Origin of the sequence: Streptomyces sp. NBC_00510, from assembly GCA_036013505.1 — a bacterium.
Classification (GTDB): domain Bacteria; phylum Actinomycetota; class Actinomycetes; order Streptomycetales; family Streptomycetaceae; genus Actinacidiphila.
The window spans coordinates 6,713,660-6,725,626 of record CP107851.1 but is presented as its reverse complement, the minus strand read 5'-3'; the positions used below and the strand labels follow the sequence as shown (position 1 = coordinate 6,725,626).

Sequence of the window (11,967 nt, the reverse complement as noted above, 5' to 3'; positions counted from 1 at the left end):
GGCACCGTGTCGGTGGGGCTGTCAGCGATATGTCGGCGCCGTGTCGGTGGGGCGCGCGACCGTGGCGGCATGACACAACGGGATGCCAAGAGCGCGGACGCCGCCGTCAGGGTGCGGGGGCTCGTGAAGCGCTACGGGGAGACGAAGGCCCTCGACGGGGTGGACCTGGACGTGCGGCAGGGGACCGTGCTCGGCGTGCTGGGGCCGAACGGCGCTGGGAAGACGACGCTGGTGCGGATCCTGTCCACGCTGATCCGGCCGGACGCCGGCACGGCGACGGTGGCCGGCTACGACGTGGTGGCGCAGCCCCGGCAGCTGCGCCGGGTGATCGGGCTGACCGGGCAGTACGCGTCGGTCGACGAGTCCCTGTCGGGCCGCGAGAACCTCTACATGATCGGCAGGCTGCTGGACCTGCCCCGGCGGGACGCCCGGAGCAGGGCGGACGAGCTGCTGGAGCGGTTCTCGCTGACGGACGCCGCCCGCAAGCCCGCCAAGGAGTACTCCGGCGGCATGCGCCGCCGCCTGGACCTGGCGGCGTCGATGATCGGCCGCCCGGCGGTGCTGTACCTGGACGAGCCGACCACCGGCCTGGACCCCCGCACCCGCAACGAGGTGTGGGACGAGGTGCAGAACATGGTCGCGGACGGCTCGACCGTGCTGCTGACCACGCAGTACATGGAGGAGGCCGAGAAGCTCGCGCACGAGCTGACGGTCATCGACCGCGGCCGGGTGATCGCCGGCGGCCGGGTCGAGGAACTGAAGGCGAAGGTCGGCGGCCGGACCCTGCAGGTGCGGCCGGTGGACCCCGGGGAGCTGGACGCGATGGCGACGGCACTCGGCACGGGGGCGCAGGCCGTACCGGACCACGCGGGCGGGGTGCTCAACGTGCCCATCCTCAGCGACGAGCAGCTGACGGACGTCGTGGCCGCGCTCGGCACGCACGGCTTCGCCATCGCCGGCATCGACACCCATCTGCCCAGCCTGGACGAGGTGTTCCTGGCCGTCACGCGCGGCAGCGGCACCCGGGACCGAGAGGAGCTCGCGGCATGACCGCCGTCACCGTCCCCGCGGGGAACGCCAAGGCCGCCACCGCCGATCCGCGGATCGGGCTGCGCGCCAACCTCCGGCACATCGGCGCCCTCGTGCGGCGCAACGTCCTGCAGATCCGGCAGGACCCGGAGTCGATGTTCGACGCGCTGCTGATGCCGATCGTCTTCACGCTGCTGTTCGTGTACGTCTTCGGCGGCGCGCTGGAGGGCAGCCAGGAGAAGTACGTCAACTACATGGTGCCCGGCCTGATGGCCATGATGGGCATGAACATCGCCATGGCCGTCGGCACGGGCGTCAACTCGGACTTCAAGACCGGGGTGATGGACCGCTTCCGCACGATGCCCATCGCCCGCTCCTCCGTGCTGATCGCGAAGATCGTGGTGGAGATCGGCCGGGCGCTGGTCGCCACGGTGATCCTCCTCGTGATGGGCTTCATCCTCGGACTGCACGTGGACAACGGTGTGTTCGGGCTGGTGGGCGCGGTGGTGCTGTCGCTGACCTTCGGGGCCTCGCTGATGTGGGTCTTCATCCTCCTGGGTCTGGTCGCCCGGACCCCCCAGTCCGTCCAGGGACTCGCCATGATCGTCGTCCTGCCGCTGCAGTTCGGGAGCTCGATCTTCGCCAAGCCCACGACCATGCCGGGCTGGCTGGAGGCCTTCACCCGCTACAACCCGCTGTCCAACCTCGCCGACGCCTCCCGCAACCTGATCAACGGCGGTGCGGTCGCGCACTCGGCGATGATGACGCTGATGTGGGCCGTGGGCATCACGGTGATCAGCGCGCCGCTGGCGGTGGCGAGGTTCCGCAACAAGACCTGATCCTGGAGGCATGGACCCCGTCGAGGCGCTGGACCGGATCGCCTTCCTGCTGGAGCGGGACGGCGCCCCGACGTACCGGGTCCGTGCCTTCCGCGGGGCCGGCGCCGCGGTCGCCGCGATGCCGCCGGAGGAACTCCGGCGGCGCGCGGAACGGCCGGGTGGCCTGGAGGAGGTCAAGGGCCTCGGCCCGAAGACCGCCGCCGTCGTCCGGGAGGCGCTGGCGGGCGACCGGCCCGCCTATCTGACCCGGCTGGCGGAGGGCGCCGCGGACGCGGTCCCCCGCCCGGAGGGCGACGCGGGGCGGCGGATGCGGGCCGCGCTGCGCGGCGACTGCCACCTGCACTCGGACTGGTCCGACGGCGGCAGCCCGATCGAGACGATGGCCCGCACCGCGATGGAGCTGGGCCACGAGTGGGCCGCGCTCACCGACCACTCCCCCCGGCTGACCGTCGCCCGGGGGCTCACCGCCGAGCGGCTGCGCTCCCAGCTGGAGGTGGTGGCCGAGGTCGGCGCCCGCCTCCCCGGCTCCTTCCGGCTGCTGACCGGCATCGAGTGCGACATCCTCGCGGACGGCGCCCTCGACCAGAACGCGGAGCTGCTGGACCGGCTGGACGTCGTCGTCGCGTCCGTCCACTCCAAGCTGCGGATGGACCGGGAAGAGATGACCCGGCGGATGATCTCCGCGATCAGCAATCCGCTGGTGGACGTGCTGGGGCACTGCACGGGACGGCTGGTGGCCGGCAAGCTGCGCCCGGAGTCGGAGTTCGACGCGGACCTGGTCTTCGCCGCCTGCGAGCGCTTCGGGGTGGCCGTGGAGATCAACAGCCGCCCGGACCGCCTCGACCCGCCGCGGCGGCTGCTGCGCAAGGCCGTGGAGGCCGGGGTGCTCTTCAGCATCGACAGCGACGCCCACGCCCCCGGCCAGCTGGACTGGCAGATCCACGGCTGTGCCCGCGCCGAGGAGTGCGGCGTCCCCCCGCAGCGGGTGGTCAACACCTGGGACGCGGACACCCTGCTGCGCTGGACCCGCACCCGCGAGGTGCCGGCGACGGCGTCTCAGGTCTGAGCCGGTGCCCGGTCCACGGGCAGCCCGAGGAGTTCGCGGAGGCCCGAGCTGTCCGGTTCCGCTCCGTCCTGCGGGGACATGGCGGCGTCCACGGCACGGTCCAGGGCGGCGTGGACGCCCTCGTCGAACTCCAGGTGCCTGCCGCGTTCCCAGTCCAGTTCCCAGCGGGCCCGGCCGTCCTCGACCAGGGCCGCCAGCGCCAGGGAGTACAGCCCGTCCGCAGCATCGGCGCGGGCGCGCGCCCGCAGGGAGTCGTCGAGGAGCATGTGGCCCCCGTGGCCGGGGCGCGGCATGCAGTCGACGACCTCCGGCCAGCGCCCGGCGTCGAGGGCGTCCAGCAGCATCCCGAGGTCCGCGGGGGTGCGCAGGACCGCGCGGGCGGCGCGGAGCACCGGCGTCGTCTCGGCTCCGAGTTCCGCCGTCCCCACCTCGGCGGCCAGATCCCGCCACGACAGCTGACGCAGCCCGGCGGCCCCGGGGAGCGCCAGCACGGTGCGGGCACCGGTCGCCGCGGGATCCCCGAGCAGGCCGGCGCCCGCCGGTGACGGCTCGCCGGGGTACGTCCCGGCGGCGTCCGCGGGCAGCGCCTCGATCGCCGCGACCCGCTCGCGCATCGGGGGGTGCGAGTCGTAGGGCGAGGTCTTCTCCCGGGGCGGGTCGGCGATCAGCCGCCGCTCCTCCTTCCGCCAGGTCCCGCTGTCCAGGAACGCGCCGAAGCCGGGGTGCACCTCCTCGGCCGGAGGGAGCAGACCGAGCGCGGTGCCGATGCCGGCGTACTCCCGGACGTAGCGGGTGTGCGCGGCGTCGAGCAGCGGGATGCGCCGCAGGGCGGCGGCGGTGGAGTCGCGCCCGGCGATCCGCGCGGCGGCTTGGTCCGCGGCGAGTTCCCCGAGGCGTGCCTGGGCCTGCGTCGTCCGCAGGCAGAAGCGGGCGTAGCCGGCGAACATCGAGCCCATCGCGTGGCCGATGCCGTTGCCGTCCTCGGCGTACCGCTCCAGGACCCGCATCAGGCCGGCGCGGTTGCGGGCGGCCAGCCCCGCCAGGAGGGTGTCGCGCCGGGCGAAGTGGCCGAGTTCGTGGGCGATGACCGCGTCGACCTGCCGTTCCGTCAGCCCCGTCAGGTACGGGATGCCCAGCACCATCCGCCGGCGCCCGGGGACCAGGCCGAGCACCCAGGAGCTCTGCCAGACGGCCGCCACCGGCTCCGCCACGAGCCAGAGCTCGACGGGGACCGCCGTCTCCATGGCCTCGGCCACCCGGCGCACGCGCGCCCACAGCTCCGGTTGTTCGTCCGCGGTCACCCGCACCCCGGCGGGCCGGTGACGGTTGACGCCGCGGACGGAGGCGAACAGGCCCGACACCAGCGGTGAGGCGAAGGCGACGCTGATGCCCACGAACAGGAAGGTCACGTAGCCCTGTCGCAGCGCGACGTCGGTGAGGACGACGTCCGCGGCGACGATCGACGCGAGAAGGCCGACGGCCATGACGTAGAAGCCGAGCAGCAGCACAAGCAGCCGGACGGCCTGGAGGAACGCGCGCATGCCGGAAGGGGTCTCCTGGGAACCGAAGGGGGAGCCGCGCGCGACGGGCCGAGCGGCGACGCGCCATGGTATTCCCGCGCCGACCGCTGCTCAACGGCCTTTCCGGGGTGGGGTGGTGCACTCCTCCCCGCGGTCACGCGTCGGGCCGCAGGCGGAGCACCGTGGTGAGGGCGTGGCGGCCCTCGCCCTGGAGGATCTCGACGGGGAGCGGTGCGGGGAGGGGGCGGTAAGGGGTGCCGTCGTCAAGGGTCGCGCCGGGCGGGGGCTGCGGGGGGACGAGGAGCGCGGCGAGCTGGGTGCGGAGGGGGGCGTCCAGGGGCGCGGTGGCGAAGGGGCCGTCGCCGAGGTCGAGGACGAGGGCGCGGGGGGCGCGGGGGGTGCCGGTGAAGCCGATGGCCTCGGCGTCCTGCGGGACGGCGTGGCGGAGCTTGAGCCAGTCGCGGCGGTCGGGGCGGTAGCGCTGGCCGCGGCCCTTGACCACGAGGCCCTCGATGCCGGCCGGGGCGAGCGAGGCGTACCAGTGGACGGCCTCGTCGCGGTCGGTCGTCATGGGCACGGCCTGCAGCGGCGGCCCGAGCGGTTCCAGCAGGGCGACGAGGGCCGCACGGCGTTCGCGGTACGGCCGGCCGCGCAGGTCGGTGCCGGCGGCGGCGAGCAGGTCGAAGGCCGCGTAGTTGGCGGGGAGGACGGGGCCGCGGCGCGACCCGCGCAGGGCGCGGCGCTGGAGGGCGCCGAAGTCGACGCGGCCGTCCCGCCAGATGACGACCTCGCCGTCGAGGACGGTACCGGCCGGCAGGGCCCCGGCGGCCTCCGCGATCTCGGGGAAGGTGGCGGTCACGAGCCGGCCGGAGCGGGTCTGCAGGCGTACGGGGTCGGTGAGCACGACCATGCGGTGGCCGTCGAACTTCGGCTCGTACGCGCAGCCGCCGGGGAGGGCGTCGGCCGCGGGCACGGTGTCGACGCGGCGGGCCAGGGCGACGCGGACGGGGAGCGGGAGGGGATCGGTCACGAGGGGGCGCCCGTCACGGCAGGGTGCCGCGGCCGGCGGGGTCGTCCAGGGCGGCCAGCGGGTCGCCGTGGTCGGCGGCGCGCTGCAGGACCTCCTCCGGGGTGAAGGCGAGGTCCTCCGCCTTCCGGCAGGAGGCGACCTCGTCCCAGGTGACGGGCGTCGCGACGCCGGGGCGGTCGCGCAGCCGCAGGGTGTAGGGGCAGGCGGTGGTCTTCGCGGAGGCGTTCTGGGACCAGTCGATGAAGACCTTCCCGGCGCGCAGGCTGCGGGTCATGGAGAACACGACGAGGCCGGGGTGCTCGTCGCGCATGCGGGCGGCGAGCGCCTTGGCGTAGCCCGTGGCGGCGGCCTCGGTGGCGGGTCGCAGCGGCGCGTAGAGGTGGAGCCCCTTGCTGCCGGAGGTGACGGGGAAGGAGGCGAGCCCGTCGTCCTCCATCATCTGCCGCAGGCGTTCGGCGACCCGGCAGCACAGGACGAGGTCGGCGCCCTCGCCGGGGTCGAGGTCGAGGACGAGGCGGTCGTGGGCGTCACGTCCGCCCGCCACGGTCCACTGCGGGACGTGGACCTCCCAGGCGCCGAGGTTGGCCATGGTGACCAGGGCCGGGGTGGAGTCGACGACGATGTGCGGCTCGTCGGCCTCCCCCGCGGTGGTCACCCAGTCGGGCGTGCCGCCGGGCGGGCGTTTGGCGAACCAGCGCTGGGCGTGCGGGCCCTCGGGGGCGCGGACGAAGGAGGCGAGGCGCCCGGCGGCGTGCGGCACCAGCACCGGCGCGACGCGGGCGTAGTACTGCAGCAGCTGTGCCTTGGTGTGGCCGGTGACCGGGAAGACGACCTTGTCCAGGTGGGTGAGGACCACGCGGCGGCCGTCCACCTCGACCGTCTGCCGGTCGGGCGAGGCTGACGGGGCGGGCATAGTCTGGAAAGTCCCCGGAAAGGGACGAAAGTATGCGATCCATGTGGAAAGGTGCGATCGGCTTCGGGCTGGTCTCCATTCCGGTCAAGCTCTACGCGGCCACCGAGGAGCACGGCGTCTCCCTGCACCAGGTGCACGCCGAGGACGGCGGCCGCATCCGCATGAAGCGGTACTGCGAGAAGGAGGGCAAGGAGGTCCCCTACGCGGAGATCGCCAAGGGGTACGAGGACGAGACCGGCCGCACGGTGGTGCTCACCGACGAGGACCTGGCCGCCCTCCCCCTGCCCAGCAAGAAGCTGATCGACGTGCTCGCCTTCGTCGACGCCGACGAGATCGACCCGCTGTCCCTGTCGCGGGCCTACTACGTCGGCGCGGAGACCGCCGCCGCCAAGCCGTACGTCCTGCTCCGCGAGGCCCTGAGCAGCAGCGGCAAGGCCGCCGTCACCAAGATCGCGCTGCGCACCCGCGAGTCCTTGGCGCTGCTGCGCGTCCACCAGGACGTGCTGGTCCTGCACACGATGTACTGGCCCGACGAGCTCCGCGCCGCGGAGGGGCTGGCGCCGCCGGAGAAGGTCACCGTGCGGCCGCAGGAGCTGAAGATGGCGCAGAGCCTGATGGACACCCTTTCCGAGGACTTCGACCTGGAGTCGATGCACGACGAGTACCAGCACGCCCTGGACGAACTCGTCGCCGCCCGGCTGGAGGGCGAACCCGTCCCCGAGATGGCCGAGGTCACCGCCGCCCCCGACAACGTGGTGGACCTGATGGCCGCGCTCCAGGCCAGCATCGACGCCCGCGGCGGGGAGAAGGCCGGAGCGAAGAAGACCGCCTCCGGCAAGGCCCCGGCGAAGAAGACGGCCACCGGGAAGGCCCCCGCGAAGAAGGCGGCGGCCAAGAAGACCGCGGCGAAGAAGACGACGCCCCGCAAGAAGGCGGGCTGAGGACGCGTCAGACGGGCTCGCGCAGCAGCTCGACCGCCTCGGGGAAGGTAAGCCCCCCGCCCTCGCGGTAGGCCGCCGCGAAGTCCTCCTCGCCCAGGTACCCGCGCAGCCGCACCGCGTCCTCGTCCATGCTCGTCCGCTCCCACGGGGTGCAGGCGGTCTGCCGCAGCGCGTCGTGCGCGCCCAGCACCACCGCGGCGCGGCGCGCGGGGCCGCGGACGCCGTCGCCGCTGCGCAGCCCGGCGATCCCGGTGAAGAGCGCGACGCCCGGCGGGAAGAGGAGCACGCCAATGCGCGGCCCGATGACCGGGCTGAGCGGATGCCCCTCCATGTAGGCGACGGACTCGGCGAGATGGGGCAGCCCCCCGTACGGGTCGCCGGCCATGCCGGTGAGCCAGCCGCGGATGGCGGCGAGCAGTCCGACGATGAATGAGGGCATGCCGCGCGGCGGGTCGGCCTGCATGGCGTCGAGCAGCGCGAAGGACTCGTCCAGTTCGCCGCGCCGGGCGAGCAGGGCGATGAGCAGCACCCTGCCGTAGTAGCCCGCGTCGTCGCCCACCGGCCGGAAGGACGCGGCCTCGGCGACTCCCGCGCGGATCAGCCGCTCCCCCTCCTCGAGGTCGCCGGCGTTGGCGAGGGCGTCGCCGAGGCGGACCATCATGATCGGCACGTGCTGGTACGCACCGAGCTTGCGGGCGAGTTCGATGGCCAGGCGGCAGCTGTCCGCGGCACGCGCCCAGTCGCCGGCGTTGGCGCTCGCCTCGGCCTCCGCCGCCAGCGCCTCGGCCATGCCCCAGTCGTCGCCGACCCGGCCGAACAGCTCCCTGGCCTCGCGGATGTCGTCCATGGAGGCGTCGAGCCGGCCCTCCACGTCGTTCATCACCTTGGCGCGGAACTGCAGCGCGAACGCCAGCTCCCACACCCGGCCGTGCAGCCGGCAGCTCTCCACCGTCCCGTCGATGAGCTCGGGCATGCGGTCGAAGCGACCGGTCAGCATCGCGCCGAGCACGCGGAACAGCCCGGGCCGCAGGCTGGACTGCGGCAGCTCCGGCGGGTAGGCCTCGATGATCGCCTCGCCCAGACCGACCAGCCTCGGGTCATTCCACACGTCGTGCTCGCCCATGTACGCGAACACCTCGCCGGTGCGCACCCAGCGCCGCGCCTCGGTGAGTTGCTGCGGCGTCATCGGCAGCGGGTCCTCCAGCGGCCCGCGGTCCAGCGGCGGGAGCCGCAGCGGCTCGGCGAAGGCGTCCACCGGGCTCATCGCGACCACCACGGCGGGCCAGTGGCCGATCTCGCTGCGGTAGTTGCGCATCTCCCAGAACCAGCTGCAGGCGAGCACCAGGCAGAGCGCCTCCTGCTCGTCCCCGGTGTCCACCGCCCGGCGGATCGCCGCCCGCAGGTTCTCGTGCTCGCGCTCCAGCCGGTCCAGCCAGAGCAGTTGGCGCGGTCCGCGCAGCTCGGGGTCGGCGGTGCGCACGTACTCGCGGAAGTACGTGGTGTGGCGGCGCCCCACGGTGTCGCGCTCACCGGCCTCGTCGAGGCGCTCGGCCGCGTACTCGCCGATCGTCTCCAGCATCCGGTAGCGCGCGCCGTCCTCGGCGAGGTCGGCGACGACCAGCGACTTGTCGACGAGCGAGGCCAGGACGGAGGCGACGTCACGGGCGTCCACGGCGCCGCCGTCCTCGCCGCACACCGCCTCGGCGGCAGCCAGGTCCCAGCCACCGGCGAACACGGCGAAGCGTCGCAGCACGATCCGTTCGGCCTCGCTGAGCAGGCCCCAGCTCCAGTCGACGACCGCGCGCAGCGTCTGCTGACGGGGCAGCACGGTGCGACTGCCCGCGGTGAGGATGCGGAAGCGGTCGTCGAGCCGGTCCGCGAGCTGGCGGGGCGTCATCATCCGGAGCCGGGCCGCGGCCAGTTCGATGGCGAGCGGCAGTCCGTCGAGCCTGCGGCACAGCTCGGCGCAGGCCTCCGGGTCCTCGTCCGGGGTGAAGCCGGGGCGGGCCGCCGCGCCGCGGTCGGCGAGCAGCCGCAGGGCGGGGGTCTGCGGCAGCGGGTCCAGCGGCCGGATCAACTCGCCGGGCACGCCCAGGGGTTCGCGGCTGGTGGCCAGCACCGCCACACCGGGGCAGTGCGCGAGCAGCCGCTCCGCGAGCTCCGCGGCGGCGCCGATCACGTGCTCGCAGTTGTCCAGCACCAGCAGCATGCGGCGCTCCGCGCAGTACTCGGTGAGCTGCAGCAGCGGGTCCTTGGCGGCGGCCCCCTTCGCTTCGGCCGCCAGCGCCGCCTCGGTCGCCGAGGCCGCGTGCAGCAGCGTCTCGCGCAGGCCCAGCGCGTTCACCACGGCGACGGCCACGGTGCGCGGGTCCTCCACGGGCGCCAGTTCCGCGAACCAGACGCCGTCCGGCCAGCGCCCGGCGACCAGGTCGCCGGCCTCCTGCGACAGGCGGGTCTTGCCGGTGCCGCCGGGACCCGTGACGGTGACCAGCCGCGCCGCCGCCAGGTCCGCGGCGATCGCGGACAGGTCCGCCTCGCGGCCGACGAAACTGGTCAGCCGGGCCCGCGCGTTGCCGAGCCGCGCCGGGCCCCGGGAGGGTGGCGCCGGCGCGACGACCCCGGCGGGGGCGGGAGGATTCAGCAGCTCGGCGTGGAGGGCGCGCAGCTCCGGGCCCGGATCGGTGCCCAGCGTGTCCGCGAGCTCGCGCCGCACCTCCTCGTACGCCACCAGCGCGTCGGCGCCCCGGCCCGCCTCGCGCAGCGCACGCAGCCGCAGCACCTGCACCGCCTCGTTCAGCGGATGGGCCACCGCCAGCTCTACGGCCTCCGGCAGCACCTGCTCCGCGCGGCCGAGCGCCACCTCGGCGGTGATCCGCAGCCGCCGGGCGTCCAGCCGCAACGCGTCGTAGCGGGGCGCGACGGACCCACGGTCCGGGAGGTCGGCGAGCACCGGGCCGCGCCACAGCGCCAAAGCGGAGTCCAGGGCCTCGGCGGCCTTGGCGGCGTCGCCGTCGGCGAGCGCCCGGCCGCCGTCCTCCACGAGCCGCTCGAAGCGGTAGAGGTCCACGGCGTCCGGCGTGGCGACCAGGCGGTAGCCGCCGTCCACCGAGCCCACGGCCTCATGACCCACGGCCCGGCGCAACCGGGCGACCAGGGCCTGCAGCGCCCCGGTCGCGTCGGCGGGCGGTTCGCCCTCCCACACCTCGTCGATCAGCGCCTCGGTGGTCCGCACCCGCCCGGGGCGCAGCGCCAGCGCGGCGAGCAGCGCCCTCAGCCGCGTGCCGGCCAGCGGCACGACGGTGCCGTCGCCGCGGTGAGCCTGGGTCGTCCCGAGAATGCCGTAACGCACGCCCCCATTCTGTCCGAGCGGCGAGCAAGTCCGCCCCCGGGTTGTGATTGCGGCCCGGGGTGCGTTCCGTTGGGCCCGTCGTTCGTGTGCGGGTTGTTTGCGCCCGCGGGCGGCTGCGCCGGGCTGCCCGGTGGTTGCGTGCGGGTGCGTTGCGCCTGCGGCGGGCGTCCACCCGCCCGCCCTCCCTCCCCCAGCCTTCGGCCGGGGGGACCCCCAACTCCCCCGCCCCCTCCGTATCGTGCGGCGACCAACGGCCGGTGGGGGTTCAGAGAGCGGTCCGGAGTTGCCGCAAGTGCCTCACTCACCCCCCCACCGGCCGTCGTGCGCCTCGACAGCGGGAGGGGGTGTGGCGGGGTGCGCCCGGAAGCGACGAGCGGCGGACCCGGGCGCCGAACGATGTCGGGGTAAACCGCGAGCGCTGTGGGGGTCCCCCCGGCCGAAGGCTGGGGGAGTGCGCCGGCGCGGCACCGACCCAGGCACACGATGCGCAGGCCCGCACTGACCGCGCCGGATGGGGGTCCCCCCGGCCGAAGGCTGGGGGAGGGAGGGCGGGCGGGGGAGAAACCGCAACAGCAACAAACGCGGCGCCGCAGACGAAGAACCGGTCACATCCCTTCGCACCCCTCCGCCCGAAACTCGCCCATCGACGTCGTGGCGTTCCCGTCCCGGTCCGTACCCGGCACCCCCTCCCCCTTGTACCAGCGGACCTGCCCGGGCTCGAGGCTCGCGAACTGCGCCGCCGTGAACGTCACGTGCGCCGTCGACCAGGAGCCGTCGCGGGTCCAGCCGTACAGGCTGTACGTGCGGTGCGGTTCGAGGGAGGCCGTGGGCACCTCGGGGCTCCAGCCCCTGCCGCCGCCGGCCAGCGACCACACCGTGAACCCCGTGGCCGTCTTGGCGCGGCTCCACCTGCCGAGGTCGGCCGAGGCGTCCGCGTGGTCGGAGTCGAAGAGCGTCGCCCCCTCGATGTGGCCCTGGCAGACGAGCATCACCCCCAGCGGCCTGCCGTCCTCGTCCACGGCGATACCCGTGAGCCCCGCGCCCGCGGGACTGCATCCGGTCAGCGTGCCGCACACGGCGATGCCGAGCAGCGCCGGCACGGCGAACCTCTTCCACGTCATGGCTCCCCCGTCCTGACCCCGTCCTCGGGCCCCCCGGCCCCGGACGACTTCAGAGTGCGCCCGCCATGACCCCCGCGGCGACGGAGCGGATGCGATCGATGACGTATCGCAACGCGGTCGCGACCCGGGCGTCGCCGCAGGGCCGCAGGAACGTCCGGC

The 11,967-nt window shown here is 74.5% G+C and carries 9 protein-coding genes; 4 read left to right on the top strand and 5 right to left on the bottom strand.

All coding sequences use genetic code 11. The features are described 5' to 3' along the window. The first annotated feature begins 69 nt into the window (after nucleotides 1–69). Genes OG937_30330 through OG937_30320 form a run of 3 tightly spaced genes read left to right on the top strand, consistent with a single transcriptional unit; the run spans nucleotide 70 to nucleotide 2,934 of the window. Nucleotides 70–1,050: an ATP-binding cassette domain-containing protein gene (locus OG937_30330; protein ID WUD75682.1), complete on the top strand. Its 981-nt coding sequence runs from the start codon at nucleotides 70–72 to the stop codon at nucleotides 1,048–1,050. Continuing rightward, nucleotides 1,047–1,868 carry an ABC transporter permease gene (locus OG937_30325; GenBank protein WUD75681.1) on the top strand — a complete coding sequence of 274 codons (822 nt, stop codon included), beginning with the start codon at nucleotides 1,047–1,049 and terminating at the stop codon, nucleotides 1,866–1,868. The genes OG937_30330 and OG937_30325 overlap by 4 nt, the downstream gene beginning before the upstream one ends. Nucleotides 1,869–1,878: 10 nt before the next feature. Then, nucleotides 1,879–2,934, top strand: coding sequence for a PHP domain-containing protein (locus tag OG937_30320; protein ID WUD75680.1), 1,056 nt, complete (start codon nucleotides 1,879–1,881; stop codon nucleotides 2,932–2,934). Here OG937_30320 and OG937_30315 read toward each other — a convergent pair. From OG937_30315 to ligD, 3 genes are all read right to left on the bottom strand, one after another. Continuing rightward, nucleotides 2,925–4,475, bottom strand: a complete 1,551-nt coding sequence (locus OG937_30315; GenBank protein WUD75679.1) for a M48 family metalloprotease — start codon at nucleotides 4,473–4,475, stop codon at nucleotides 2,925–2,927. The two genes, OG937_30320 and OG937_30315, sit on opposite strands and share 10 nt — an antisense overlap. A 133-nt stretch (nucleotides 4,476–4,608) precedes the next feature. Then, on the bottom strand, nucleotides 4,609–5,484 hold the full coding sequence (locus OG937_30310; GenBank protein ID WUD75678.1) for an ATP-dependent DNA ligase: 876 nt from the start codon (nucleotides 5,482–5,484) through the stop codon (nucleotides 4,609–4,611). A 13-nt stretch (nucleotides 5,485–5,497) separates the two neighbouring features. Beyond that, nucleotides 5,498–6,397, bottom strand: a complete 900-nt coding sequence (ligD, locus tag OG937_30305; protein WUD75677.1) for a non-homologous end-joining DNA ligase — start codon at nucleotides 6,395–6,397, stop codon at nucleotides 5,498–5,500. Between the two features lie 41 nt (nucleotides 6,398–6,438). Here ligD and OG937_30300 point away from each other — a divergent pair, with 41 nt between their 5' ends. After that, nucleotides 6,439–7,338 carry a Ku protein gene (locus OG937_30300; GenBank protein ID WUD75676.1) on the top strand — a complete coding sequence of 300 codons (900 nt, stop codon included), beginning with the start codon at nucleotides 6,439–6,441 and terminating at the stop codon, nucleotides 7,336–7,338. 7 nt (nucleotides 7,339–7,345) lie between these two features. On the opposite strand, the gene OG937_30295 is transcribed toward OG937_30300, so the two are convergent. After that, on the bottom strand, nucleotides 7,346–10,687 hold the full coding sequence (locus OG937_30295) for a winged helix-turn-helix domain-containing protein (GenBank protein WUD75675.1): 3,342 nt from the start codon (nucleotides 10,685–10,687) through the stop codon (nucleotides 7,346–7,348). A gap of 605 nt (nucleotides 10,688–11,292) precedes the next feature. Further along, nucleotides 11,293–11,808 (bottom strand): hypothetical protein, encoded by a 516-nt coding sequence (locus OG937_30290; GenBank protein ID WUD75674.1) that lies wholly within the window; start codon nucleotides 11,806–11,808, stop codon nucleotides 11,293–11,295. Nucleotides 11,809–11,967: the final 159 nt, after the last annotated feature.